The 25,920-nt window shown below is 43.5% G+C and carries 22 protein-coding genes; 11 read left to right on the plus strand and 11 right to left on the minus strand.

Annotated features, from left to right (window positions below; translation table 11 throughout):
• Window positions 1-35 precede the first annotated feature (35 nt).
• The 3 genes from AB4493_RS20015 (at window position 36) to AB4493_RS20025 (ending at window position 1,426) form a co-directional block, all read left to right on the plus strand.
• Complete coding sequence (locus tag AB4493_RS20015; protein ID WP_372155683.1) at window positions 36-224, plus strand: hypothetical protein; 189 nt, start codon at window positions 36-38, stop codon at window positions 222-224.
• On the plus strand, window positions 224-727 hold the full coding sequence (locus AB4493_RS20020; RefSeq protein WP_046208949.1) for a hypothetical protein: 504 nt from the start codon (window positions 224-226) through the stop codon (window positions 725-727). The genes AB4493_RS20015 and AB4493_RS20020 overlap by 1 nt, the downstream gene beginning before the upstream one ends.
• Before the next feature lie 108 nt (window positions 728-835).
• Complete coding sequence (locus AB4493_RS20025; RefSeq protein WP_372155684.1) at window positions 836-1,426, plus strand: hypothetical protein; 591 nt, start codon at window positions 836-838, stop codon at window positions 1,424-1,426.
• Between the two features lie 373 nt (window positions 1,427-1,799).
• Here the strand turns inward: AB4493_RS20025 and gcvP are convergent, their stop codons facing one another.
• From gcvP to AB4493_RS20040, 3 genes are all read right to left on the minus strand, one after another.
• Entirely contained in the window at window positions 1,800-4,679 is a 2,880-nt protein-coding gene (gene gcvP, locus AB4493_RS20030; RefSeq protein ID WP_061022962.1) for an aminomethyl-transferring glycine dehydrogenase, read from the minus strand.
• Between the two features lie 88 nt (window positions 4,680-4,767).
• A complete protein-coding gene (gene gcvH, locus AB4493_RS20035; RefSeq protein WP_004730871.1) occupies window positions 4,768-5,148 on the minus strand; it encodes a glycine cleavage system protein GcvH in 381 nt (126 codons plus the stop codon).
• 51 nt (window positions 5,149-5,199) lie between these two features.
• Window positions 5,200-6,492, minus strand: coding sequence for a serine hydroxymethyltransferase (locus tag AB4493_RS20040; protein WP_017079171.1), 1,293 nt, complete (start codon window positions 6,490-6,492; stop codon window positions 5,200-5,202).
• A 441-nt stretch (window positions 6,493-6,933) separates the two neighbouring features.
• On the opposite strand from AB4493_RS20040, the gene AB4493_RS20045 reads away from it, so the two are divergent.
• The 3 genes from AB4493_RS20045 (at window position 6,934) to AB4493_RS20055 (ending at window position 10,540) form a co-directional block, all read left to right on the plus strand.
• Window positions 6,934-7,557: a helix-turn-helix domain-containing protein gene (locus AB4493_RS20045; protein ID WP_017082298.1), complete on the plus strand. Its 624-nt coding sequence runs from the start codon at window positions 6,934-6,936 to the stop codon at window positions 7,555-7,557.
• A gap of 494 nt (window positions 7,558-8,051) precedes the next feature.
• The gene (gcvT, locus tag AB4493_RS20050) at window positions 8,052-9,185 is read left to right on the plus strand and encodes a glycine cleavage system aminomethyltransferase GcvT (protein ID WP_372155685.1); all 1,134 of its coding nucleotides are present in this window, start codon (window positions 8,052-8,054) and stop codon (window positions 9,183-9,185) included.
• 278 nt (window positions 9,186-9,463) lie between these two features.
• Window positions 9,464-10,540 carry a trypsin-like serine protease gene (locus AB4493_RS20055; RefSeq protein WP_372155686.1) on the plus strand — a complete coding sequence of 359 codons (1,077 nt, stop codon included), beginning with the start codon at window positions 9,464-9,466 and terminating at the stop codon, window positions 10,538-10,540.
• A 100-nt stretch (window positions 10,541-10,640) separates the two neighbouring features.
• Here AB4493_RS20055 and AB4493_RS20060 read toward each other — a convergent pair whose 3' ends face one another.
• Window positions 10,641-10,967 carry a hypothetical protein gene (locus AB4493_RS20060; RefSeq protein ID WP_372155688.1) on the minus strand — a complete coding sequence of 109 codons (327 nt, stop codon included), beginning with the start codon at window positions 10,965-10,967 and terminating at the stop codon, window positions 10,641-10,643.
• A gap of 201 nt (window positions 10,968-11,168) precedes the next feature.
• Between AB4493_RS20060 and AB4493_RS20065 the strand changes: the two genes are divergently transcribed.
• The gene (locus tag AB4493_RS20065; RefSeq protein ID WP_004730913.1) at window positions 11,169-11,486 is read left to right on the plus strand and encodes a helix-turn-helix transcriptional regulator; all 318 of its coding nucleotides are present in this window, start codon (window positions 11,169-11,171) and stop codon (window positions 11,484-11,486) included.
• Window positions 11,487-11,692: 206 nt separating this feature from the next.
• Here the strand turns inward: AB4493_RS20065 and arfB are convergent, their stop codons facing one another.
• On the minus strand, window positions 11,693-12,103 hold the full coding sequence (gene arfB, locus AB4493_RS20070; protein WP_004730912.1) for an alternative ribosome rescue aminoacyl-tRNA hydrolase ArfB: 411 nt from the start codon (window positions 12,101-12,103) through the stop codon (window positions 11,693-11,695).
• Between the two features lie 87 nt (window positions 12,104-12,190).
• Here arfB and AB4493_RS20075 point away from each other — a divergent pair, with 87 nt between their 5' ends.
• Complete coding sequence (locus AB4493_RS20075) at window positions 12,191-12,796, plus strand: beta-phosphoglucomutase family hydrolase (protein ID WP_372155703.1); 606 nt, start codon at window positions 12,191-12,193, stop codon at window positions 12,794-12,796.
• A gap of 63 nt (window positions 12,797-12,859) precedes the next feature.
• On the opposite strand, the gene AB4493_RS20080 is transcribed toward AB4493_RS20075, so the two are convergent.
• From AB4493_RS20080 to AB4493_RS20095, 4 genes are all read right to left on the minus strand, one after another.
• On the minus strand, window positions 12,860-14,764 hold the full coding sequence (locus tag AB4493_RS20080) for a diguanylate cyclase (RefSeq protein WP_372155689.1): 1,905 nt from the start codon (window positions 14,762-14,764) through the stop codon (window positions 12,860-12,862).
• Between the two features lie 207 nt (window positions 14,765-14,971).
• A complete protein-coding gene (locus AB4493_RS20085) occupies window positions 14,972-16,720 on the minus strand; it encodes a formate--tetrahydrofolate ligase (protein ID WP_372155690.1) in 1,749 nt (582 codons plus the stop codon).
• A gap of 294 nt (window positions 16,721-17,014) precedes the next feature.
• Complete coding sequence (locus tag AB4493_RS20090) at window positions 17,015-18,319, minus strand: inosine/guanosine kinase (protein WP_372155691.1); 1,305 nt, start codon at window positions 18,317-18,319, stop codon at window positions 17,015-17,017.
• 129 nt (window positions 18,320-18,448) lie between these two features.
• Window positions 18,449-18,928: a CreA family protein gene (locus tag AB4493_RS20095; protein ID WP_017064645.1), complete on the minus strand. Its 480-nt coding sequence runs from the start codon at window positions 18,926-18,928 to the stop codon at window positions 18,449-18,451.
• Between the two features lie 248 nt (window positions 18,929-19,176).
• On the opposite strand from AB4493_RS20095, the gene AB4493_RS20100 reads away from it, so the two are divergent.
• The 3 genes from AB4493_RS20100 (at window position 19,177) to AB4493_RS20110 (ending at window position 22,575) form a co-directional block, all read left to right on the plus strand.
• A complete protein-coding gene (locus tag AB4493_RS20100) occupies window positions 19,177-19,671 on the plus strand; it encodes a hypothetical protein (protein WP_017064644.1) in 495 nt (164 codons plus the stop codon).
• A 60-nt stretch (window positions 19,672-19,731) separates the two neighbouring features.
• The gene (locus AB4493_RS20105; protein ID WP_372155692.1) at window positions 19,732-21,546 is read left to right on the plus strand and encodes an HD domain-containing phosphohydrolase; all 1,815 of its coding nucleotides are present in this window, start codon (window positions 19,732-19,734) and stop codon (window positions 21,544-21,546) included.
• Window positions 21,547-21,849: 303 nt separating this feature from the next.
• A complete protein-coding gene (locus AB4493_RS20110) occupies window positions 21,850-22,575 on the plus strand; it encodes an HAD-IA family hydrolase (RefSeq protein WP_017059834.1) in 726 nt (241 codons plus the stop codon).
• A 408-nt stretch (window positions 22,576-22,983) separates the two neighbouring features.
• Here the strand turns inward: AB4493_RS20110 and AB4493_RS20115 are convergent, their stop codons facing one another.
• The gene (locus tag AB4493_RS20115) at window positions 22,984-24,408 is read right to left on the minus strand and encodes a methyl-accepting chemotaxis protein (protein ID WP_136973510.1); all 1,425 of its coding nucleotides are present in this window, start codon (window positions 24,406-24,408) and stop codon (window positions 22,984-22,986) included.
• Between the two features lie 148 nt (window positions 24,409-24,556).
• Window positions 24,557-25,780: an aromatic amino acid transport family protein gene (locus AB4493_RS20120; protein WP_017064640.1), complete on the minus strand. Its 1,224-nt coding sequence runs from the start codon at window positions 25,778-25,780 to the stop codon at window positions 24,557-24,559.
• Window positions 25,781-25,920: the final 140 nt, after the last annotated feature.

Here is a 25,920-nt window from a genome sequence, read left to right on the forward strand (position 1 = left end):
CGTTTTAAGTCATCGGGTTTCATGGGGTTACTCCTGTGAACGACCATCAGGGTGATGGTGTTACAAGAGTATGGTTTGCACTCGTTTTACTCTGCCGCGTAGCGGCTTCGTTCAACAAGAAGGTTAAGTTTGATTCACAACGTTTGGCACTTTCAATTCAAGCCGATTTTGAGTTTATGGCAAAATGGATTAGCCAAGGTGTTAGCATTCAATTGAGGTCGTAATGTACGAAGTTGTTTATAATATAAAGTTTGAAGGGTTGTGGTCACTTTGTTTCGCTCTTCCCGGTTTGTTATTTATATATATATCGGCTGAAGGTTATAAAAATAGAAAGAAATTATCCAGTTGGGATGTGCAAGTTGTTGGTAAGCCTGCGACTGAACAAAGCATAGGTATGGTTTTCAAAATACTCCTTATTTTTTCAGTGCTTTGGACTGCTTTAAGTGGGGGCAGCTTAATAATTCAATTATATTCCCTTTTATCTGATTACGGTCAGGGTGAATATGATGTTGTTGAAGGAAGTGTTGAGAACTTTAACCCGATGCCTTATGGAGGGCATCAACAGGAAAGTTTTACTGTTGAGGGTGTTAAATTTAGTTATTCAGACTTTAGTATCTCCCCTGGTTTTAATAATACTAAGTCGCATGGCGGGCCTATAAGAAAAGGGTTAAGGGTGAGGGTATCACATATAGATAATGTAATCCTGAAGCTTGAAGTGATGCGCTAAACACCGTGGTTTTTTATGCTACTTAGGTCTCTACTTAAACAGCATAGTTTTCCTATTCTGTTTGATTGTATAAAAGCGACCCTACGGAAATTATTGGAGGATGTGTCGATGGCTTGTCTTAAGTGCCAAGAAAAAAGTGTTACTGATTTTTGTGTCAAAGTGCCTAAAAAATTTCTTTGGTTTTCATGGTATGGATATCAAAGACAGACCTTATGTCGAGAACATTTATTATTGGAATATCGCAAGTCATTTACTACGTCACAAGCACGATTGGTTGTCTTCTACCCCGACTTTGAATACAAAAGAAAAGGTCTCTATCAATACCTTCCAACTCCATTGCGTGAATTTGAAGAGTTTGTCCTTCACGACAATAAACAAGGGGAAAGAAAAGAAGATTTAATTGTTCTGAAAGAGATCTTTCGAAAATTACGTGGGTTTTGCGAGAAATGCGGCAAACCGGCACAGGTTGCTTTTTTTTGCACTGGTTCTTTTGCATGGGAACAAAAACCTTTTTCACCATGCACGACAAGTGATCAAGTAATCATTTCTTCTATCTGTGCGCAGCCTGAAATTCTGTGTATGCAGTGCTGTTATTCGCAGGTTGAACCCTCATTATCCGCATGCGACTTAAAGCGAATTGGTGGAATTCACTCTCTTCCTCAACATGGAGAGCATTGTTTAATTGGGGTTGAAGAATGAAACATGATTATATTTTGCAGACCCGGTTAAAGATAGGGCATACAAATATTACATACTAGTTCTGTTTTTGGTTGTCTCTAAGGCACTGTCGAAAGCGTCCCTTAAGGGCTCAGCTCAAATTTATTGCCACAAAGCCAGTAGAAAAACAAAAAGACCAATCCCAAGCGTTACTTTTAGAAGCAAGCCAAGAGGGGCTCCACCTTTTGGCGCTTTATTGCAACATCCCATAATCAGTTCCTAATTCATCGTTGGTTTCACTCAACCTTAAACCTTTCCCTTACGGTAAGGTCAATGCTTTCTTAGTCATATAATCTGAAAAACAAAAAAAGCGAACCAAGTGGTTCGCTTTTTGTTTATCTAAAATCTACAAAAATTAGTCTTCGTAGTTGTCGATGCTTGGGCAAGAACAGATTAGGTTACGGTCGCCGTATACGTTATCTACACGGTTAACTGTTGGCCAGTACTTCGAGTTCTTGGTTGCTTTCGATGGGAAGCAAGCCAGTTCACGAGAGTAAGGGCGATCCCATTCTGCGCCTGAAAGGTCAACTTGTGTGTGCGGTGCGTTCACTAGAGGGTTGTTGTCTAGTGGCCATTCACCCGCTTTCACTGCTGCCATTTCGTGACGGATTGCGATCATCGCTTCACAGAAACGGTCTAGCTCTTCTAAATCTTCAGATTCAGTTGGCTCAACCATTAGCGTGCCTGCTACTGGGAAAGACATCGTAGGCGCGTGGAAACCGAAGTCCATTAGACGCTTAGCAATATCTTCTTCACTGATACCTGTGTCTTCTTTAAGCGGACGAATATCGATAATACATTCGTGCGCTACGCGGCCGTTAGTGCCACGGTAAAGAACAGGGTAGTGAGGACGTAGTTTCTCCATCACGTAGTTCGCGTTCAGAATCGCAACTTTAGTTGCGTCTGTTAGGCCAGGTTCGCCCATCATTGCGATGTAAGCCCAAGAGATAGGTAAGATTGAAGCACTACCTAGATCTGCAGCTGATACCGCGTAGTCAGAACCTTGTACACCGTTTTCGATGTGACCTGGTAGGAAAGGTGCTAGGTGCGATTTAACACCGATAGGACCCATACCCGGACCGCCACCACCGTGTGGGATACAGAATGTTTTGTGTAGGTTCAAGTGAGATACGTCTGAACCGATGAAGCCAGGTGAAGTTAGGCCTACTTGAGCGTTCATGTTCGCGCCGTCTAGGTAAACCTGACCGCCCGCTGCGTGTACTTGTTCACACACTTCTTTCACTTGCTCTTCGTATACGCCGTGCGTAGAAGGGTAAGTGATCATGATGCTTGATAGGTTTTCTTTGTGCTTCTCGATTTTCGCTGCTAGGTCTGTCATGTCGATGTTGCCATCTTCATCACACTTAACAACCACTACCTTCATTGAAACCATAGATGCTGTTGCAGGGTTAGTACCGTGCGCAGAGCTTGGAATCAGACAAACGTTACGGTGAGCTTCACCGCGGCTTGCGTGGTAACGTTGAATCGCGATTAGACCCGCGTATTCACCAGATGCACCAGAGTTAGGCTGTAGTGAGAAATCGTCGTAACCGGTGATTTCACATAGCTTCTCTTTAAGATCTTTCGCTAGCGCTGTGTAGCCTGCTGCTTGATCAAGAGGTGCGAATGGGTGAATTGAACCAAACTCAGGCCATGTTACTGGAATCATCTCAGCAGCAGCGTTCAGCTTCATCGTACAGCTGCCCAGTGGGATCATGCCGTGCGTTAGTGAGAAGTCTTTGTTCTCAAGCTGTTTTAGGTAACGCATCATTTGCGTTTCGCTGTGGTGCGTGTTGAATACTGGGTGAGTTAGGAACTCTGATTCACGACGGCAGTTTTCTGGAATTGCTGCAAACTCGTTTGATGCAATGTCAGAAGAGAGTGCTTGAACGTCTTCTTTCACGTCGAAGATTGCGAACAGTGCGTTCACGTCGTCGATTGTGGTTGTTTCATCTAAGCTGATACCGATTTTGCCAACAAGTCGACGAAGGTTGATGTCTGCTGCTTGCGCTTTCGCGTACAGTGCATCAGTCTTCTCTTCAGAGTTGATCGTGATGGTATCAAAGAAGCTGTTGTTTGTTAGCTCGTAACCCGCTTTAGTCAAGCCAGCAGCTAGGATAGCTGTCATGTGGTGTGTACGACGAGCAATAGTACGTAGGCCTTCTGCACCGTGGTAAACCGCGTAGAAAGACGCCATGTTTGCTAGAAGTGCTTGAGCTGTACAGATGTTCGATGTCGCTTTCTCGCGGCGGATGTGTTGCTCACGAGTTTGCATTGCCATACGTAGTGCTTGGTTACCGTGCGTATCGATAGATACACCAATTACACGACCTGGCATTGTACGCTTATGCTTTTCACGAGTACCCATGAATGCAGCGTGTGGACCACCGTAACCCATAGGAACGCCGAAACGTTGCGCTGAACCGATGACTACGTCTGCGCCCATTTCGCCAGCAGGCTTAAGTAGAGCAGAAGCAAGTAGGTCAGTAGCCACTGTAACCAGTGTTTTGTTAGCTTGAGCTTTCGCAATGATGTCTGTTAGGTCACGCACTTCACCCGTTGTACTCGGGTATTGAAGAAGCGCACCAAATACGTCTTGCTCTGGAAGTGTTTCAAGAGCACCAACCATTACTTCAAAACCGATGTACTCAGCACGAGTTTTAACAACTTCTAGTGTTTGAGGGTGAACATCGTCAGCAACGAAGAATACTTTGCTCTTGCTTTTGCCAGCACGCTTACACAGTGTCATTGCTTCGCCAGCCGCTGTCGCTTCATCAAGAAGGGATGCGTTCGCGATTTCCATACCTGTTAGGTCCATTACCATTTGTTGGTAATTGAGTAGAGCTTCAAGACGACCTTGAGAAATCTCTGGTTGGTATGGTGTGTAAGCTGTGTACCAGCCTGGGTTCTCTAAAACGTTACGTAGAATAACGTTTGGAGTGAATGTGTTGTAGTAGCCTTGGCCAATGAAAGTACGTTTCACTTGGTTTAGGTTAGCGATCTCTTTAAGAGAGGTCAGCATGTCCATTTCGCTCAGTGGCGCAGCAAGTGTCATTGGTTTTTCAAGACGGATTTGTGCAGGAACCGTTTCGTCGATCAGAGCGTCTAAGCTAGTCGCGTTGATCGCATCAAGCATTTTCTGCTGGTCTGCTTTATTAGGGCCGTTATGACGAGCAACAAACTCGTTTTGAGTACCTAAGTCTTTTAGTAATTGGCTTTGAAGTAATTCAGTCATGATATGTTCTACTTTCTCTTTGGAGCCGTGAGCTAGCCCCTAAAATTAAGCTGCTCTAAAGAGCAGCTTTATCGTAATGAGGAACCTATTAGTCTTCTTCGATAGAGCTTAGGTATTCTTCCGCATCTTTAAGGTTGTTTAGTTCAGATGCATCAGACATCTTCACTTTAACAATCCAACCACCTTCATAAGATTCTTCGTTAATTAACTCAGGGCTATCTTCTAATTCTTCGTTGATTTCTACAATTTCGCCAGAGATTGGTGCGTAGATATCAGAAGCTGCTTTCACTGATTCAACTAGAGAGAAGCTTTCGCCAGCTTCGATTTCGTCTCCAGTGTCAGGCAGGTCAACAAACACAACGTCACCTAGCATCTCTTGAGCGTGCTCAGAAATACCGATAGTCACAGTACCGTCACCGTTGTCTTTTACCCACTCGTGGCTGTCTGCAAACTTTAGTGTATTGTCCATTGCTTATTCTCCAAAAATTTATGAGGTTTTAATTTAAATCTTAAAAACGGTTTAACGGTAAAGAGGGAAGCGCTTGCAAAGCTCTTTAACTTGCTTGCGAACACGTTGCTCAACTTCAGCATTGCCTTCAGGGCTTTCAACTAAGCCATCAAGTACATCGCCGATCCATTCACCGATAAGTTTGAATTCTTCAGTGCCAAAACCACGAGTGGTCCCAGCTGGCGTGCCTAAACGGATACCAGAAGTAATCATAGGCTTCTCTGTATCGAATGGTATGCCATTTTTGTTACATGTGATCCCTGCACGCTCTAATGCTTCTTCAGTTACGTTACCTTTCAACCCCTTAGGACGAAGGTCAACCAGCATTAGGTGCGTGTCAGTTCCGCCTGTCACAATGTCACAACCGCGAGTTTGCAACACTTCAGCGAGAACTTTTGCGTTATCGATCACTGAATCAATATAAGTATTAAATTCTGGGCCTAGTGCTTCGCCAAACGCCACTGCTTTAGCCGCGATAACGTGCATTAGTGGGCCGCCTTGAAGGCCAGGGAACACTGCAGAGTTGATCTTTTTGTTGATGTCTTCGTGATTCGTAAGAATCATACCGCCGCGTGGGCCACGAAGTGTTTTGTGCGTTGTTGTAGTAACAACGTGTGCGTGTGGTAGTGGGCTAGGGTGAGCACCTGTCGCGATAAGACCCGCGATGTGTGCCATATCAACCATTAGGATAGCGCCAACTTCGTCAGCGATTTCACGGAACTTAGCGAAATCAATAACGCGTGGGATAGCACTACCACCAGCAATAATCATCTTAGGTTGGCTTTCGATGGCTAAAGTGCGAACCGCTTCGTAATCAATTTCAAGTGTGTCGCGGTCTACGCCATATTGAACGGCGTTGAACCATTTACCAGACATTGCAGGGCGTGCACCGTGTGTAAGGTGGCCACCAGCGTCAAGAGACATACCTAGGATAGTGTCGCCAGGTTGAAGTAGCGCAAGTTTAACTGCACCGTTTGCTTGAGCGCCAGAGTGAGGCTGTACGTTTACGTATTCACATTTGAACAGCTGTTTAGCGCGTTCAATCGCGATAGCTTCAACTGTATCTACGTGCTCACAACCACCGTAGTAACGACGGCCTGGGTAGCCTTCTGCGTATTTGTTGGTTAGGCAAGTGCCTTGAGCTTGCATTACTGCTTTAGAAACGATGTTCTCAGAAGCAATAAGTTCGATTTGTTCGTTTTGACGAGTGTTCTCTGCTTGGATGCCAGCAAATACTGCGTCGTCAGTACCAGATAGGTTCGTAGTGAAAAAACTGTCTAAGCTATGGTTTTGGTAAGCGTTCATTGTCGAGACCTTTCATTAAGCTAATGGTGATTATTTTTATAGTCCATTAGGTCTTACGTTGATTTCTGCATCGGTATCGTTTGCGCTATATAGGTATAGATAAACGTGATTTGCGTTATAAATATACTCTTACAGCGTCTAAGCGATCGTTGTAGGGTCAATGCAGCACGAATTGTTTCCCAAAAAGTTCGGGTAAAAAACAGCTTTTACAAATGTTAAATCTATCATTTGCTGCAAGCCGAAGTAGCATCTCTTCATCTAACAAGTCGATAACATAGCTCCGATAAAATCAATTTTCAACAAAAATTTCCAATAGGAAACAACTTTTCTTGTTTTGCTACGGGGAGCACGCTTTATTTCTCTGTGTGCTCTTTAATCAACAAAGCGCTTCATGCAACAATGAAATTAATAGACAGGAAGCAAGAATTTAATGAGGGACCTATGTCAGAAGACATTTATGATGAGTACCCATCTTTAACGTTGGCGAAGGAAACGTTAGACCAGAATATCGAACCACTTAGGCTTGGCCAGCGTATTAAAGATATCCGCGGCAAGCTTGGGATTACGTTAGAAGAAGCGAGCCAACGTACTGGTTTAGCTCGCTCTACGCTCAGCAAAATTGAGAACGAGCAAATCTCGCCAACCTTCCAAGCGATGCAAAAACTAGCGATGGGCTTACAAATAAATATGCCCCAACTGTTTGAGCCACCAAGGAAAAAGGTCGCAACAGGGCGTCGTGACTTAACAAAGGCCGGTCAAGGTAAACCTCACCCAACTCCAACGTACGAGCATGAACTGCTTGCAACAGAGCTGTCTAATAAGAAGATGATGCCCTTTAAGAGTCGCGTGAGAGCGCGTACTTTTGAAGAGTATAACGATTGGGTACGTCACGACGGTGAAGAGTTTTTGATGATCATCTCTGGTGATGTGATGTTCTACTCAGAATTCTACGAACCTGTGCCAATGAGTGAAGGTGATAGCATGTATTATGATGCCAATATGGGTCACATGCTTATCTCGACCAGCGCAGAAGACGCGCTCATTTTGTGGGTGACAGCAAAATAAATTAACAAAGTTGGAATTTCTTATAGTGAATGCAACCGTTTGCTATTGTTTCTAACGTTTGCCAATAGACGCGATATTGATGTGATAATCATCAATATCGCGTTTTTGTATGCATCGAAAAATTGTTTTTAAATTGTTAAATGTCACATTTTGAACTGTTTTACTATTGTTAAGGGTGTAAAACTGACTCAGGCTTGTTTATTATAGTGAACACGGTTTACTCATGTTGATTGAAGTTTACTGAAGTGAATTCTTAGAAAGTGACTTGTAGAGCTTTTGTACAGCTAACCTGATTTATCAAGCTAACGATATAAGCCTATATAAAAGACATCACTTTTTACTATCTACTGTTTCTAAGGTTAAGACGTCAAGGTGACTAACGCGAATACGCTGAGGTGACTAATGATGAGACTTATCGTTAGAGGCGACTCTAAATAGAGATATAAGCGGCAGACTCGACTTTGGACAGCCTGCAACGCTTCATGGAGAAGAAAATGACTCAAGAACACGCTAATCAAGACCTACTAACAACACCACTGCATACACTTCATGTTGAAGAGGGTGCAAAAATGGTTCCTTTCGCTGGCTACGATATGCCAGTTCAGTATCCACTAGGTGTAAAGAAAGAGCACTTACACACTCGTGATGCTGCCGGTCTTTTTGATGTTTCTCACATGGGGCAACTTCGTCTTCATGGCGCAAACGCAGCAGCTGTCTTAGAATCTTTGGTTCCTGTAGATATTATTGACCTTCCTTCTGGTAAGCAGCGCTACGCCTTCTTTACTAATGAACAGGGCGGCATCATGGATGATCTTATGGTTGCTAACCTTGGCGATCACCTATTTGTTGTTGTGAACGCGGCGTGTAAAACACAAGATATCGACCACCTAACTGCGCACCTTCCAGCTGACGTAGAAATGGAAGTGATTGATGATCGCGCTCTGTTAGCACTTCAAGGCCCTAAAGCGTCTGAAGTTCTTGCTCGTTTCCAACCAAGTGTTGCAGACATGCTGTTCATGGACGTTCAAAAAGTCGATATCGACGGCGTAGAGTGCATCGTAAGCCGCAGTGGTTATACCGGTGAAGACGGCTACGAGATCTCTGTACCGAACGATCATGCTGAAGCTCTAGCGCGTAAGCTGACTTCAGAAGCTGAAGTTGAGTGGATTGGCCTTGGTGCTCGTGACTCACTTCGTCTTGAGTGTGGTCTATGTTTATATGGTCACGACCTAGACACAACGACAACACCAGTAGAAGCTAGCCTTCTATGGGGTATTCAAAAAGTTCGTCGCACTGACGGTGAGCGTGCAGGCGGTTTCCCAGGCGCTGATATCATCCTTGAGCAAATCGCAACGAAAGATGTTCAACGTAAACGTGTTGGTCTAGTGGGTCAAACTAAAGCACCAGTACGTGAAGGTGCTGAATTGTTCGATGCTGAAGACAACAATATTGGTGTTGTAACGAGCGGTACTGCGGGCCCTAATGCCGGCAAGCCTGTTTCTATGGCTTACGTTCGCACTGACCTAGCGGTTATTGGCACTGAAGTATTCGCTGACGTTCGTGGCAAGAAGCTACCTATGACAGTAGAAAAAATGCCATTCGTACCTCAACGTTACTACCGTGGCTAATCTCTTTTAAGAGAAAACACCAAGTTTAACGAAAGCCTATTGTTTGCTTCTCTTTATTGGGAAGCCTAACGGTAGGCTTTTTTGTTTTTGGTAGCGTATGTTTTGCGAGCGTATTAGGTTTAGCGTTACCCACTAACAACGGTTACTTAAAATTCGTTTATAAAATGAGATATGTGGCGATATCGTTACAAATACTTACTATAATCACGGTTGTGACGTGTTATGGTGACGATTCATCATTTTTGTAAATAAGTAGTAGGGGTTACAAGGAGTTAACTATGAACGTAAACCATACAATGAGTCCGGTTCGTAAAGCCGTCTTAGGGCTTTTAGCGCCATTGATTTACACATCAAGTGTTATGGCGACAGAAAACTCGGTCGAAAGTACTCCTGACGCGAGCGTAACACCTTATATCGTGAACGGTAGTGACGCTTCAGTGACTGAATTTCCTTCAATGGCGAGCTTGTTCATTGACCGTATTGATTACGATGGTGTTTACTCTAAAGGCCCTTACTGTGGCGCGACCATTTTAAACCCGACTCATATTCTGACGGCAGCACACTGTATTTACGGCAATGAAGAAGGGCAGCTATTTACTACTGTAGTCCCTCAAATTGAAGATACGTCTCAATTCCCTAACGGTAACATTCAAAAAGCGCGAGTTTCAGAAGTTTATTATCGCAGTGACTATTCAAATGCGTTGAGTGATCTACTCCGTAACGATGTTGCCATTCTTAAGCTTGAAAGCGCACTGAATATCGATTCAATTAATGATGTTGTTAAGCGTCCGTCAAATGCTAACTATCGAATTGGTGTAAATGATTTTGTTGCCGTTGGTCATGGCGATACAAAATCTGATTTTGATGCCACAACGATATTACAGAAAGCACCACTAAACTACGTAGAAAATAACACGTGTGCTTCAGCCTTTACTGATGGTTCTGCGTTAACTGATAATCAAATCTGTTTTATTGGTGACTACAGTGTATTCACTAGGTTATATGGTGGTACATGCCAGGGTGACTCAGGTGGCCCTGTGTATTGGAAGGATGGTGCTGAGTACCGACAAGTTGGTATTACCAGTTTTGGACCTGAAACTTGTGGTGGCGGTAGTATAACTTCGGGCGTGACTGTGACATCAGTATTCACTGAAATATTAGACTATGAAGCTTGGATAGACAGTGTAATTGCTGGTACCGAAACGGCCCAGTTTGTTTCTACTGATGCTAAGCGAGCGGCTTATGTGAATGCACGGACATCATCTGGCTCTGGTAGCAGTGGTGGTAGTGTTTCATTTGGTTTATTAGGTATGCTGATGTTGTTCGCGGGTCTTAGAAAAGCCGTGTTACGTTAGAACTGCAATGTTTTGAACAAGTCGACGCTTTATCTAACGATAGCGTCGACTTTTTTATTTCTGCAGGTCTATCTGTTTAGTCATTTGCCCGCTTAGTTACTTAGCTGCTTAGTTCTACAACCGTTTTTCGGCTGTATCTTTCTAGTATCTCATCTATCTCTTTTATTGCATCATTGATGCTTTTGATGCCACCTTGCGCGACACCTTTTTCGCTTGGGTTCAATGCAGAAAAAGCCCGTTTTAATTCCTTGTCTTCCAACATGTTCCCGTGCAACAACACCTCTTTGTAGGTGAGTAGCCTATGCTGTACCGCGATAATTTGACTGCGGGTATTGTCTGATTCTAAAGCGTGCTTTATGCAAGGAAATGCCAAAGTATAACGATTCGCAATTTCCAATTTGACGTCTTTGTTATTCGCAATTTGCAATTTTTATTATTTCCCAACACTTGAGTCATCAAGTTTACTAGCCTGCACTTTCACGACCGATCTAAGTGTCAAAGTTTATGAAACGTAACGTTTTTTAATAATCGAATAATATGCCTTTAATGGCGTATGTAAACCGTTGCGAGTCAATATGGTCTGCTTCTTGCTGAAATTAGGTCATAACTGTCTATTGAGGATAAGCTTATGTCACAAGAACCCATAATCATGGCGCTGATTGATCGTAGGAAGCTCGCTAATTTGTCCCAGGAAAAATTAGCCTCAAGTGCGGGAATGAGTTTAAAAACCTATCAACGAATCGAACGTGGTGAAGCTGATATCAAAATGTCTCAGTATCGTTCGCTCACGAGGACGTTGAAAGTTACCGATTTGGATGTGGTACTGGATGTTGTTGGCGCATCACAAGCAACAGCGGAAGACGTAGCGGCGGTCAGTCGTTTACTGACCAGCGAAGAGCGCATGTTGTTAATCAAGCTGATTTTGTCGGTCAAAAAACAGCAGTAGAGTTTTGTTCCATTAGGTTATTTTGGAATACCTAGCTTTTTAATACCTAGATTTCGAATGCCTAGCGTTCGAACGAATAGGCTTTGAATCAATACTTCGAACAAATAGCCTGCAAATAAATAGCGTTAGGTATCCGTTTTTGTTCAAGAAAATAGAGTTAGAACGGTTGTTTCATGGGTGACGTGTTCACTGATGACATGAAACAATTATTCTACTCTTCCACGCAGTTGCTTAGTGGTGCTTCGTTGTTTCTTTCCTTCTAAACGTCTTTTCTGAGAGCCACGCGTCGGCTTAGTTGCTCGTCTCACTTTTTGAACTTTTGTTGCTTCCAAGATAAGTTCTTTCAAACGCACCAAAGCATCATCACGGTTTTGTTCTTGAGTTCTATACTGCTGGGCCTTAATGATAATCACGCCATCTTTAGTGATGCGGCTATCTTTGTGTGCAAGCAGTTTCTCTTTATAGAAATCTGGTAGGGTGGAGTGCTTGATGTCAAAACGCAAATGTATCGCACTTGATACTTTATTGACGTTTTGGCCGCCTGCTCCCTGTGCTCTGATCGCAGTTAACTGGAGTTCCCAGTCTTGAATCGAAACAGAGTTAGATATTTGTAACATAAACTTCCATTTTGAACGGTAATATGGGGTCATGATACTGAATATTGGTTATGGTATCAGTAACTTTCTTAAAGAGTGGTAGTAGTGATGACAATAGATTTAACGACGTATGAAGGATTAATCTTTGATATGGACGGTACGTTGATCGATACAATGCCAGCACATGTAAAAGCATGGCAGCAAACGGCTGAAGAGTTCGGTTTTCATTTCGAGGCATCTTGGCTGCACAGCTTAGGTGGTATGCCGAGTTATAAGATAGCGGGTGAAGTGAACAGTAAATACGGTTTGTCACTCGACCCACAAGCGGTATCAACGTTTAAGATGGCGTCGTTTGCGGCGATTGAAGACAAAGGCGATATTATCCCTTGTACGCATTCTCTTCTAATCGAACATCTAGGCAGCAAGAAGATAGCAGTAGGGACAGGCAGTCAGCGCAAAAGCGCAGAACAGCTATTAGATAAAACGGATATCTTGAGTAAGCTCGATATTCTCGTGACAGCAACAGACGTTAAGAATCACAAACCAAATCCGGATACTTTCTTAGATGCGAGTTTTGGTATGGGTTTGCAGCCAAAGCAGTGTGTTGTGTTTGAAGATACGAACCTAGGTAAGCAGGCTGCTCATGCTGCGAACATGGATTGTATTCTAGTGGTAGAGGGGAAGAAACTAGAGTTCTATCCTGCACCAAGCTGATTGCAAGGATTGGGTTGTTAAACCGCCAAACTAATAGCCTAGCGGAACAATACTGATTTTCTGTTAGGCGATTTCGCTCATTTCGCTGTCTAGGAACAGGCACACACTGTTTCGACCTGCTGCTTTGGCTTCATAAAGTGCTAAATCGGCGCACTTGTAGTTAAGAGCAGGGTCGTTGGTCAGGTTGGTAATTCCACCACTGACCGTCACCACGTTATCGAGCTCAATACTGACTGCGATTCTCAATCTGTTAAGTACATACTCAGCTTCTTCTGTTGTGGTATGAGGCAGAATAACGCCAAACTCTTCGCCACCAATACGAGCCACAAAATCAGTTTCTCGGCACTCTCGTTGTAATACTTGAGCAACGGTTTGAATGACGCGATCTCCATAATCGTGACCAAATCTGTCGTTGATGCGTTTGAAGTGGTCTATGTCCAAAATCGCTAAACAAGACTGTTCGCGAGTAGGGTAACGATTAACACGAGAGCACTCATCTCGCAGCTCAAGATCGAATTTACGGCGGTTCCAACACCCAGCTAAGGCATCTTTTTCACTCAGGTTTCTCAGTTTGTTTTCTAGCTCTTTGTGTTTACTTATATCCACAAATGAAGCAACATAAAACTGAATCACGTCTTTCGAGTCTTTAATGGTTTGGATTCGCAATATTTCCGTGATCAAAGACCCGTCTTTACGACGATTAACCACTTCGCCTTCCCACATGCCTTTCTCTTTGATGATGCTCCACATCTTGATGTAGAACTCTTCGTTGTAGCGACCAGAGGCAAACATGGACGGTTGGCGGCCTTTTACGTCTTCTAACTCGTAGCCACTCACACGGGTGAACTCTTGGTTTACTTTGATGATTCGGTTGTTTCTGTCGGTAATCACCAAGGCAGACATGCCATTCATTGCGGCCTTAGCAAGTTGGCTCTCGATACTGTTCTTCTTGTGGTTGCTGTTCCACAATACGAAGCCAGCGGAGATCATCGAAATCAAGAAAGACAAGGTGATGATCTGAACGACGATCGCTTGTTTTTCTTGTCGGTATTGACTGCTGAACTGCTGATTTTCAATGTGAAGAACCATGTAAATAGGGCCTTCAAACTGTTTGATTTTAGGGCTGATGTCGGAATGAAAATACCAGTTCTCACCATCGAAATAGCTCGAAGATGTCTTGTCTTGAATCGCAGTCCAAAGCTCAGGGTATAACTTTGCGTAAGTCTGCTCTGAACGTGATTCAATTACATGTCCGAAAGATTCCGTAGGATCCGGCCCCATGATTATGTGTCCGGTTTTGTTGAGAATAATAGGAACAGCAGAAGATGCACCAATTTGATAGTAAAGGCGCTTATAAATCTCAAGCATGTTCAGGTTTGCGATGAAGTAACCAATAATGCGGTTGTTTTCAGCGACTGGCGTCATAATGCGTAGCGCTGGAATCAAAGGGCGAACGATCTCTCCGTTTTCGACTTCAAGATCAATACCGCGAGAGCTAATCTCACCAATCTTTAATTGCTGTAGTACCTCATAGTAATCACGCGAAGACTTGTTCTGCAGTTCACTATCTGGAACCACGATTGCTTGATTGTCTTTATAATTAACGCGAAACACTTCGTTGCCAGCTAGATCGAGGTAACGAAGATGGGAATAGTATTTTTGGCCACGAGCTAACATCACCCAAAGATCTTGCAGGGTTTCTTTATGGATAATAGAAGGTTCTCGAATCGCTCGGAGTAGTGTTTGAGAGTCGGCGATTGAAGGAACAGAGTTAGAGATTTGCTCAACAATAACAGCGAGTTCATGAAAGCTGTATTCGATTTGATTTTGGCTAGACTGCTTAATATTTAGAGTGTGCTGAGCATCAATTCTGTCAAGTTCAGAATTGATGTAGAGGGCAGGGACTAGTCCTAGGGCAAAGATGGTACATAGAAATTGGCTGACTAGTTTTTTTATACTTGTATTCATCACTGTCCTCAAAGAATCAGCGCAATACTATATATTTTATAGGTTTTTTAATGTGATCTTGACCGAGAAGTTAAGACAAGATTCGCATATAACTACGATTTAAGTGCAACTTATTGCACTTAAGCTTGATTGCTCAATATGGAACGATGTTCCGAAATATTAGCCAAATTAATCGCGATTAATTGCCGCTTATCTAACTAAGGACAGCTAGCTTAGGCCTACGATATTTCCATTACTATCAATATCTAACGACATGAACGCCGGTTTGTCAGGCAAGCCTGGCATGGTCATCACATTGCCGCACAACGCGTAAATAAAACCAGCACCAGCACACAATTTTAGTTCTCTAACGGGCACGTCAAATTGGATTGGTGCACCTTTTACGTGTGCTTCTGTCGAGATCGATAATGGTGTTTTTGCTAAACAAACCGATAGGTCGTTATAGCCATGCAGTTTGAATTCGGCCAGTTGTTTTTTAGCCAGTGGAGATAGCGTAATACTTGCTGCGCCATAGCCAACTTCAGCGACTGCCATCAGCTTTTCTTCTAGGCTTTGCTCTGAGTGATACAAAGGCTTAAATCCACTCTGTTTTTGGCAAGCTTTTACCACGGCGTGAGCCAGTTGAGTCGCCCCTTCGCCACCTTGACCAAATGCTTCGCTTACTTCAACGCTAACGCTTGGATCGAAGTCGGTGATCATCTGTTTCAAAGCATCGAGCTCTTGAGCTGAGTCTTGTGGGAATCGGTTAATCGCAACAACTGTAGGCACTTGGTATTGCTTAACGTTAGTGATGTGCCATTTTAGGTTCTCAAACCCTGCAACAAGCGCGTCTTGGTCATCATTAAAGATTGAATCAGGTAACGGAGTGCCCGGTCTCAAATCGTATAAACCAGAGTTAGCCTTTAATCCACGTAAGGTTGCGACAACCACAGCGCAATCGGGCTTCTTATTCGACGCTTTCGCTTTTATGTTGCACGCTTTCTCAAAGCCCATGTCTGAGCCGAAACCACCTTCAGTTACCACAAAGTCACTCAGCTTTAACGCTATTTTATCGGCAATAATTGAAGAGTTACCATGTGCGATGTTCGCGAAAGGCCCGGCGTGAATTAGGGTAGGAACGCCTTCAAGGGTTTGCATCAATGTTGGTTCAATAGAATCCTTCATGGTCACGGTCATTGCGCCTGCAACGTTGAAGTCATCTGCGGTTAGCGGCAAGCCTTGTTTGTTGTAAGCAAGTACCACCCGTCCGATACGCTTTCTTAAATCTTGAAGGTCATCAGCTAGAGCAAGAATGGCCATTAGCTCAGAAGCGGCTGAGATATCAAATCCATCTTCGCGCTCAAAGCCATTAATTGTTTTGTCTGCTTCGTTCTTGCCAACCGTGATCATGCGTAATGCGCGATCATTATGGTCAAGTACACGTCGCCAAACGATTCTGCTTGGGTCGATATTCAATGCTTTTAAGCCTGAGCGCGTTTCAAAGGCGTCTAACCCTTCACGCTGTTCATGATACAAACGTGCATCAATGGCGGCGGAGGCGAGGTTGTGAGCGGCCGTAACAGCATGAATATCGCCCGTGAGATGCAGGTTTAATTGTTCCATAGGGGCAACTTGAGAGTAACCACCGCCCGCTGCGCCGCCTTTTACACCAAATACCGGGCCCATTGAAGGCTGACGAATGCAGGCCATTGCAGATTGGTTAATCTTTGCGAGGCCTTGTGCTAATCCGATAGTAGTGACGGTTTTGCCTTCACCAAGAGGTGTCGGTGTGATCGCCGTGACTACGACTAACTTACCATCTTGTTGGTTGGCGAGGCGTTCAAGTGATGTGAGAGACACTTTAGATTTGAATTGCCCTAATGGCTGATGTTCGTTGTGGTGCAGGCCAGCTTGCTTGGCAACCTCACTGATGTTTTTAAGGGGAGTAGAGCGACAAATATCAATATCAGACAGCATATTTGATCCTTATATCAGAACCGAAAGGCGGTACGTAAACGTTTGCGTGGCGATAGTACTGTATAAATTTGCCAAGTAAAGGCAAACCACACGAATTATGTGCTGGAAGATAACAGATCTAAAGAGTCATTGCGCGAGATCAAATCTTAAACGAGCAAAATATTCGATATGATTAACTTCAGCTGCCGTTATATTGGTGTTGAATACAAAAAGGGCTGCATATAGCAGCCCTTCAAGGAATGGGTAATCTCACTTGGCGTTAACCTTTAAGAGGTAACTGCCTAATATGGTCGATTAACGATCCCAGTATGTTTCTTCTAAGCTATCTTCGCGTTCAGGTAATGCACGAGAAAGGCGAGGAGAGTGCTGAGTCAACACTTCGTAGCTTACACGGTTTGCGTACTTACAAATTTGAGACAGTGAAGAGTAAGTTAGACAAGTGTGCTCGTGTTTCTCTGAGTTTGGTACATTCACGTGGTGGTAGCTGTTTGCTGCCATGTCGTGAAGTAGTGCTGAAAGTGCACCATCGCCAGCGCCATTGGTATTCTTAATCTCAAGTGGGCCACCTAGGTAAGGGCCAATGTGAGAGTACACTTTTACTGGGTCTTTACAGTCTTGCTTATGCATCGCACGGCTGAATTCGTATTTATTGAACTCAGGGATGTTACCCGGTAACAATGGCAGTGTGGTTTCGCGTTTCGCTGGTTCGTCAGTGTAACCTGCCATGTATAGACCAATAGGGCCTGCAGTACATAGAACTAGGTCAACCCACTCAAGTGCCTTGTTAGCAGCCAATAGAGGATCTTTTTCACCCGTTAGCGCTTCACCTTCATCTTCGTTCATCGCGACGATGGTTACGTTTTCTTTCAGGTATTCTTGCCACCATTCAGCGTTGCCTTCGATCACATACTTAGTACCAAGTGTTAGTACAACAGGCACATTGTGCGCTTTCGCGTATTCAATCGCTTTTTGTACCGCTTTTGGCATCGGATCTTCAGGTTTGCCACGCATTAGGTATGACGACACAACCAATGCAGACGCTTTCTCGAAGACTTTTTCAGGAATGCTTTCTGGAAGAAGTTGGTTCATGTGGCCTTCGTTGATTGCAAACGTACGTTCGCCATCTTCAGAAATCAGCGTGTAACAACGACCAATTGGACCATCAACAGTTTGAAGGTGGTTTAGATTCATACGAGAAGAAGTGCGGCAAAGGTAACGATAACCAAATGAGCCAACTTCAATCTTCTTAGACATTACGCCAAGCAGGACAGATTTGCTGTCCGCAAGTACGGAATAGTTGTGCAGTGTGTTGCCGATAGTATCGCCAGGATATTGATGCGTGATCAAACCGCGCTCAACTAACTCTTCATACAGCGCATCTGCTTTACTTTCTTCCAATACCAGTGAGTGACCTTTACTCAGCTCGTATTTTTCTAGGAACTCGTTGTCAACACGGGCTTCGATATCAACAATCGTTTGGCCAACACCCACAATCGTTGCGCGGTGAAGCTTAGGCGTTTGTTGAATTTGGTTGACCAACGGATCACGTGCGTGAGTTGGAAAGTAGTGCTTAGATTTACGCTGTCCAGGAAACTTCATATGAAAAATACAGTGAAAAAATTTTGCCGCATGATATCACATTTTGTTTCTGTTTCTTTCATTTTTATTACATTTTGAATCACCTGCACAATGTCTGTACAGGTGATTCAACTAACTATATGTTTGAAACTACTCGGTTGGCTGTACTAACGTCGCTGGATCAACGTAAGCCTCTGTACCCCATAGTGGAACAGTTGAAAGGCTGTGTTTGAAGCTACCTTCTGTTTCTTTGGTGGTGTAAGACAAGTAAAGCAGCGACTGATTCTCTGCATCGTAGATACGACGAACCTTCATTGTTTTAAAGAAGATACTTTTCGATTGCTTGAATACCACTTCGCCAGACTTACTCTTGTCTATTTGAGCAATCATTTCTGGTGTAATTTCACCTGTTTGACGACAAGATATAGAGCTATCACTTGGATCAGAAAGGCTAAGGTTTGCTTCGATTGATGCGATATGACAGGTAACACCCGCGATCTTATCGTCATCTAATGAAGACATCTTGATATCCTTCATTGTGAAGAAACCCAGTGAGACGTCGCCAACCTCGTTGTCCGAACAGCCAGCTAACATTGTCACGATACCTGCTGCTATTAAGGCTTTTTTCATAAGAAGTCCTTTTTATTTATATAGTTCTGTTTACTATAAGGATATTGAAAGCTTGGATACGAGTGTAGAGCTTTTCGTTAAGTTCTTAAAGGATGTTGTTGGATAATGAAAAATATTAAGCATTTAAAGTACTTGTTGGCCTTGGTCATGCTCTGTATGCTCTCTGCTTGTAGCTCGGCACCTCAGCCGACCGTATGTCTTCCAAATAACTGCGATATTTGGGGATACTAACCGTAGGTACTAAAAGAATGAATAACGAAATACCTGAAATTGCACACAAGAAAAACCAATGGCTATTTAGTCAGCTCGATATTGCTTACCCCGCAAAAGAGAGCCTCCTCGGCCGTGAACTTTATCAAAGCAAACTTCCATCCAAGACATACCAACTCCTAGCACAAGATCAAACTCCTTCCCAAATTGATGAACTGCATAAAGTCGATTTCCATAAATTGACCGTGCTATTTTCACTCAACCAAGCAAGCGTTTACCAAGATGAAATCGAAAGGGCACACATGCTTGAGTTCTTGAGCCAAATTATGCTTTCTGACGATCATGTATTATATATTGGTACTCAAAACGGTGAAGTTGTGGCGAGCGCTATCGTCACAGAAGCGGATGGTTCCCTATTGATCTCGGATGTCGTTGCTGAAAATGGTCAAAGTATCAACAACTTTGCTAAGCAGTTACACGATTTTTGGGCACAAGATCATGCTTCTTGCGATAAAGTATGGATCGAGAACTAAAGATTCTTTGACAAAGCGTTAATCTAAGTACAATACCCCGTCTTATTTAAAGGGTATTGTATGTACAAGCTATTGATATCAATCGCTGTATTATGTGTTAGCGCTTATTCTTCACTCAGTTTTGCTAACGACTGGGATATTAAACGCATCCTAGTTTTACACTCATACGAACCTTCTTATCAATGGACTGCTGACTTCCAAAAAGGGATAGACAGTGCGTTCAGCCAGTCTCAAACCGAAGTTAAACTCTCAATAGAGTATTTGGATTCAAAGCGTGCCCACAGCCCAGAGTATTACGACTCTCTCGCGAACTACTTACGTGCGAAGTATGCAGGTTATAAATTTGATGGCGTAATTGCGACGGACGATAACGCAGCCAATTTTCTTGAATCTCTGCCTAATTTGATTGATCGCTCCACACCTGTCGTTGCAGCCGGCATCAATGATTTCAGCACCGACATGTACGCGGTGTCTGACAGAGCAACTGTGCTTTACGATAACGATCAGATAGACGTTAATATTAAGCTGATCTCCAAATTAAGACCTAATCTAAAGAATCTCTATTTTGTAAATGATTACAGTGTCACGTCTGAATTGATTCATAAAGAAATGAACAAAATGATGGCTGAATTTTCAAATATCAATCTCGTAGAAATTCGCGACTTGTCGCTGGAGCATACGAGCCAATTTTTGGAAGGGATCTCTGCGGACGATGCGGTATTGCTCAGTCATTACAACACCGAGTTAAAGCAAGGGGTTTATCACACTTACCAAGAGATTGCGGATACGTTGTCAAAAGCGAGTGCTGCTCCGGTGTTTGCTTTATGGCAGTTCTATATTTCGGGTGATGTACTCGGTGGTTACGTTAATCACTCACAAAGCATGGGTGAACAGGCCGTCGATGCGTTGGATAAATACCTTCCACTTGGTTTTACTACACCGTTAACTCCCGGAGACAACAAACGTTTTGTATTCAATTACCCTGCAATGAAGAGATACGGGATTAGTGGAAACGCGTTACCTGACGAAGCGGTTTTCATTAACGAGCCTTCATCCTTTATTCGCAAAAACTTCCAGTTGTTATTGGGGCTGTCGATGGTGATTGCGGGTTTGAGCCTGATCATCTTGATGCAATTTGTCACTCTGCGCCAAAAGAAAGAGTTGGCGAATAAGAACAAACGAATCTTAAAGCTTCAGAAACAGACCTTGAATATCCAAAAGGATATGATTCATGTTCTCGGAGAGGCAATTGAAACCCGCTCTGGCGAAACTGGTAATCACGTTAAGCGTGTAGCCAAGTTGTCTGCACTGCTTGCTAAGTATCGTGGCTTGAGCCATCGCGAGGTCGAGATGATTGAGATCATCAGCCCAATGCACGATGTGGGTAAGATTTCAGTCCCTGAATCAATCTTGGATAAACCTGGGAAATTAACCGACCAAGAGTGGGAGGTGATGAAGCTTCATACTACGGCTGGCTATAACTTACTAAAGAGCGGAGCGGGTGATATTACCAACCTCGCGGCAATCATTGCTAACGAACATCACGAGCGTTGGGATGGTGCTGGATACCCGAATGGAAAAGTGGGTGATGAAATACACCTGTTTTCTCGTATCACTGCCGTAGCCGATGTGTTTGATGCGCTGCTTAGTGCACGTTGCTACAAAGAACCGTGGCCGTTAGATATGGTGGTCGATTTGTTTGAGCGAGAGTGTGGCTACCAGTTTGATCCTCAGCTAACTAAATTGCTACTGAAACACTTATCCGAGTTTGTCGCTATCCGAGATTCGTACCCCGATACTGGAACTGTAGAATATGCGTCTTCACCTTCACCTTCGCTTGAAGCTAAGGTCTTAGAAGAGTCGGTTGTTAGCTAATTGTCGCTCTATCTGAGTAGCCTATAAGCCATTTTTTTTATCGATTCACCACGATCCGGCTAGGAAGTAGTGATTTATATTTTCTCCTGAAATTGAGTAGCTTATGTAAAGCTCGCAGTATTTGGTTTCGTAGAATCTGGGTTAATTTAATGAAAACTATTGCTTATGCTGAGCGATAAAGTGATCAACTCCATATTTCGCGAAGAGAAATAAGCCTGTATCTGCAAACTGTTACCTCAATCATCTCGCGCATTGAAAGAACACTATAGGATAAAACTTGGATTCAATCTGAGTGAGATACCTATGCGGTTAGAACAGACTAAATGTGTGATTTTCGATTGTGACGGAACACTTATCGATAGTGAAAAGCTGTGCTGCCAAGCTTTGGTGAACGTTTTCACTGGCTTTGGAGCGGAGCTAAACGTCAACGACTGCTATGCGCACTTTCAAGGCGGGAAGCTAGCCGACATCTTAATGGATACACAAGAACGTCTTGGGTTATCTATCTCGATTGATACACTTGAGCCGTTATATCGCAATGAATTACAAGCACTGTTCCAGCGTCATTTAAAACCGATGGATGGCGCTATCGAACTTATTGAATTCCTCAAACAACAAGACATCGAGTTTTGTATTGCTTCCAATGCACCGAAATCTAGGGTTGAATCTTCATTGGCGATGACAGGCATGTTAGACGACTTCAAAGGCAAAGTGTTCTCAGCTTTTGATGCTAACAGCTGGAAGCCAGAGCCTGATCTAATCATGTACACGGCCATGAACATGGGCTTTCTGCCAAATGAGTGCATCTACGTGGATGATACGTTGAAAGGGATTGAGGCTGGTGTTCGCGCGGGTATCCAATCGTTTCGATTACGCCCGAGTATTGATGAAGCAATCGTAGATCCCGAAGCCGACTCAGCAGAACTCGCGGCTCAGGATATCTACAGTTTAGAAGAAATTTCAGTTTGGATTAATGGCAAGCACTGCTCAAATGGTGGTATATCGAATTCTGCAGCTTTGGTGGGGTAGAGCTTAGTTGAAGGCTGACTACCTTACTAAATTGTTTGGTGTGGAAACCGCAAGATGCACAAGTAAACTTTTCTCCACTTTCTGAAAGCAGATACTCGTCGTGTTGGCATAAAGGGCATGTAATGTCGTCGGTGTTTGGTGTTTCTGTTTTATTCATTATGTGTCACCTGCAGCAAGGGGGTAAGCGAAAAAAGACCCGTTCAATTAGATTACTCCTAAGCTCGAATATTAGACAGTTCTGACACTTCTTAATCTCTCCTTTGCGACTTGCTTCATGGTAATTGATAATGTCATCGTTATCGACCATGGTTCTTGTAATGTTATTAAACAAAAGCCAAAAAGAAAGGACCCATTACGAGTCCTCATTAGTTTGTTTTCAATTCACGCCGCTAGTTCACCAGTTGATCCTTAAGTTCGGTAGCGTGCCAATGTCTGAGATAGAGAAACCGACGCTTCTGTTAGCCTAGATACGCCATTTGAAGAATTCTGAGCCACGTCTTTAATCACATCGGATTGGCTTCGAATATCGTTAAGCTCTGCTGCAATCGTATTGGCAACGTTACTTTGCTCATCGGCTGATGTTGCGATTTGGATACTCATGTCCATTAGCGCTTGAGCTGAATCTGCAATCGAGTTTACGTCGTGACCAATGTCCGAAATCAACTGGCTACTGGTTTGCGCTTGATCAACCGTCTGTTCGGTGATCTTCGCGATATTTTGGCTCTCTTGCTGTAAGCGCTCAATCATCGCTTGGATTTCTACCGTTGCCGACTGAGTGCGGCTTGCCAGTGTTCTTACTTCATCAGCAACAACAGCGAAACCTCGGCCTTGTTCGCCCGCACGAGCGGCTTCAATCGCGGCATTCAAAGCAAGTAAGTTAGTTTGCTCTGAAATAGCATTGATCGTCGTGATGACCTCGTTAATTTGGCTCGTATTCACATTCAAGCTAGTAACAGAAGATGAGGTTTGCTCAATCAAAGAAGAAAGGGTGGTGATTTCTGAGATCGCTTGTTGAACTTTCGCGTGGCTATCGTTGATTTGCTGCGCGTCTTGCTCGGTTTGTTCCGTTGAGCGTGCAGAGATGTTAGAGACTTCATTTGCTGAAGCTGTCATCTGATCCATTGCTGTCGCTACAGAGTCTAGAGAGGCATTTTGGCTCATGATTTGTGTTTCGCTGCGCTTCATCTCTGTTTCGAAAGAAGCTGACGTTTCACTTAGCGTTGCTGCACTGTGGTTTACGTTGTTGACTAACTCGCTAAGCGTGTCCATTGAACGGTCAAGCGCACAACCAATCGTGCCGAACTCGTCACGGCCAGGGTGGAAGCCAAGGCGTGATGTTAAGTCACCATCACCAATCTTTTGAGTCGTTGAATAAAGAACCCAAAGTGCGCCGCCTAGGAAAGTCGCTACCCAGTAACAGAAAAGACCAAAAGGTACACACCACAAAAAGCTCAGTAAGAAAGTGTACAGTGCTTGCTGCTTTTGATTCTGTATATCGTTAGTTGAAACGGTAAGTGAGTAGTAGTTGCCATCTTGTGCGAGTGCTGTGGCAGTCACCGAACCATTGTTTGAAATAGTGGTTTGTTGAGCGCGAGTTTGCTGGCTAACAGAGCGAACAGAAGCAGGGGAATCTGATGCTGATAAAATGCCTTGCAGTTGATACTCGACCTGCTGTTTTGCAGTTACGTCAATGTGTTCCATTTTGTTGACGTAGTTCAGTCCAGCTAGGCTTGCCAAAGCGGCAAAAAAGATTAAGAAAATGACCCAAAATTTGTCGTTGATCGACATCTTGATAAACAGTTTGTCTATCGTTCGAAATTGTACTTCTTTCATAAAAACTCCACGGTAAATCCTTTACCGTGGACTCTAAATAACCGACCTCAATAAAAATGTGACTTCAATCGACTAATTGTGAAAATTAATGATAGTGACATGTTATTTGTGAGATCTGGATCAAGTAAATTAGTTCTGTATAGGTTTATTAGCCCAAAGAAGGCAGTAACCCTACTGAAATAAGAACTTGAATGGCAATGATAAATACGCCAACGCTACCTGCTAAAAACAACGCTTTGCTACCGCCTAACACTTGGTAACTGGCTTCTGCAGATTGAGGTTTGACAGAGAAATCAGTGTAACGAACCTTGTAGACCATCACTGTTGGTAACAGAATCGCGAGCACTGAAAGTGCAATGGCTGCGTAGCCTAAAGCCATGATGAAGCCTTGTGGGTAAAATAAGGCAAAACCCAGTGGCGGTAAGAAGGTGATAGCAGCTGTCTTAACACGTTTTGCGTTACCTAGTTTCTTGCTCAGTGAGTCGCCCATGAATTCAAATAAGCCCAAGCTTACACCAATAAAAGATGTCAGCAGTGCAAGGTCCGCAAACACACCGACGATCACGCTTAGGTTGGATTGATGAACAGTTTGCGATAGTGAGACTAATAGCGCGCCTAAACTTGTATCAGACAATAATTGCTCTTGGCTAATCACACCCAAAGTAACACTTTGCCAGAAAACGTAGATAACCAGAGGCAGTGCCGAGCCAATAATCATTACCTTACGTAAAGAACGAACGTCACCATCTAGGTATCGAACAATTGATGGGATGCTGCCGTGGAAACCAAAAGAGGTAAACACAACCGGAATCGCCGCCACAATCAGGCCTTGCTGTAAAGGCATGCTCATTAGGTATTGAGAGGTAATGTTTGGCGCCAGGAAGCTGAGTACCAAAACCATCGCGATAAGCTTTAAGCCAAACAAAACGCGGTTAACTTTATCAACACTGTGTGTACCAATCGTCACAACGCCGGCAACTAATAGGGTAAATAGAAGCGTGGTGATTTGAGCATTGAGTTCGATACCCGCGATATCCGAAATTCGTTGGTTAAATTGCGCACCGCCGCCAGCTATGTATGCCGCACACAGAGCGTAGAAAAGAAACATCACCGCGAAGCTCGCAATCCACTTTCCTTTTGTCCCCAAAATGGTATGAGCTAACGTGTGTAGGGTAGCGTCAGATTCTGCGAATTGGTGAAGCTCTACCATTAATAGCGCAGTAAAAGCCATTAACGCCCATAAACCCAGCATCAAGAAAAGTGAAGTTGAAAAGCCAATACCTGCAGAAGCAAGTGGAAGAGCGAGCATGCCAGCACCAATGGTTGTGCCTGCAATGATCAAAGTACTACCAAAAACCTTTGATTTATTCATTGTATATAATTCTTTACGTTAGGGTGTGTTTTCATTGTAATTCTTCTAGCTTAAGCGCATAAACCCAAAGAATATCTCGATTTTGAAGTATTCTGATTGAGTTTAATTCCAAATGCAATTCTTATTGTAATTAAAAACAT

This window comes from Vibrio sp. 10N.222.55.A1 (assembly GCF_041473835.1).
GTDB lineage: Bacteria > Pseudomonadota > Gammaproteobacteria > Enterobacterales > Vibrionaceae > Vibrio > Vibrio crassostreae_C.

Excerpts from the sequence above, each read along its gene's own strand:
- AB4493_RS20105 (WP_372155692.1), top strand. The coding sequence starts at position 19,732 with ATGTACAAGCTATTGATATCAATCGCTGTATTATGTGTTAGCGCTTAT.
- AB4493_RS20020 (WP_046208949.1), top strand. The coding sequence starts at position 224 with ATGTACGAAGTTGTTTATAATATAAAGTTTGAAGGGTTGTGGTCACTT.
- AB4493_RS20075 (WP_372155703.1), top strand. The coding sequence starts at position 12,191 with ATGACAATAGATTTAACGACGTATGAAGGATTAATCTTTGATATGGAC.
- AB4493_RS20040 (WP_017079171.1), bottom strand. The coding sequence starts at position 6,492 with ATGAACGCTTACCAAAACCATAGCTTAGACAGTTTTTTCACTACGAAC.
- AB4493_RS20065 (WP_004730913.1), top strand. The coding sequence starts at position 11,169 with ATGTCACAAGAACCCATAATCATGGCGCTGATTGATCGTAGGAAGCTC.
- AB4493_RS20120 (WP_017064640.1), bottom strand. The coding sequence starts at position 25,780 with ATGAATAAATCAAAGGTTTTTGGTAGTACTTTGATCATTGCAGGCACA.
- AB4493_RS20115 (WP_136973510.1), bottom strand. The coding sequence starts at position 24,408 with ATGAAAGAAGTACAATTTCGAACGATAGACAAACTGTTTATCAAGATG.
- AB4493_RS20055 (WP_372155686.1), top strand. The coding sequence starts at position 9,464 with ATGAACGTAAACCATACAATGAGTCCGGTTCGTAAAGCCGTCTTAGGG.
- AB4493_RS20095 (WP_017064645.1), bottom strand. The coding sequence starts at position 18,928 with ATGAAAAAAGCCTTAATAGCAGCAGGTATCGTGACAATGTTAGCTGGC.
- AB4493_RS20025 (WP_372155684.1), top strand. The coding sequence starts at position 836 with ATGGCTTGTCTTAAGTGCCAAGAAAAAAGTGTTACTGATTTTTGTGTC.
- AB4493_RS20090 (WP_372155691.1), bottom strand. The coding sequence starts at position 18,319 with ATGAAGTTTCCTGGACAGCGTAAATCTAAGCACTACTTTCCAACTCAC.
- gcvH (WP_004730871.1), bottom strand. The coding sequence starts at position 5,148 with ATGGACAATACACTAAAGTTTGCAGACAGCCACGAGTGGGTAAAAGAC.
- AB4493_RS20045 (WP_017082298.1), top strand. The coding sequence starts at position 6,934 with ATGTCAGAAGACATTTATGATGAGTACCCATCTTTAACGTTGGCGAAG.
- arfB (WP_004730912.1), bottom strand. The coding sequence starts at position 12,103 with ATGTTACAAATATCTAACTCTGTTTCGATTCAAGACTGGGAACTCCAG.
- AB4493_RS20110 (WP_017059834.1), top strand. The coding sequence starts at position 21,850 with ATGCGGTTAGAACAGACTAAATGTGTGATTTTCGATTGTGACGGAACA.
- AB4493_RS20085 (WP_372155690.1), bottom strand. The coding sequence starts at position 16,720 with ATGCTGTCTGATATTGATATTTGTCGCTCTACTCCCCTTAAAAACATC.
- gcvT (WP_372155685.1), top strand. The coding sequence starts at position 8,052 with ATGACTCAAGAACACGCTAATCAAGACCTACTAACAACACCACTGCAT.
- AB4493_RS20080 (WP_372155689.1), bottom strand. The coding sequence starts at position 14,764 with ATGAATACAAGTATAAAAAAACTAGTCAGCCAATTTCTATGTACCATC.
- AB4493_RS20100 (WP_017064644.1), top strand. The coding sequence starts at position 19,177 with ATGAATAACGAAATACCTGAAATTGCACACAAGAAAAACCAATGGCTA.
- gcvP (WP_061022962.1), bottom strand. The coding sequence starts at position 4,679 with ATGACTGAATTACTTCAAAGCCAATTACTAAAAGACTTAGGTACTCAA.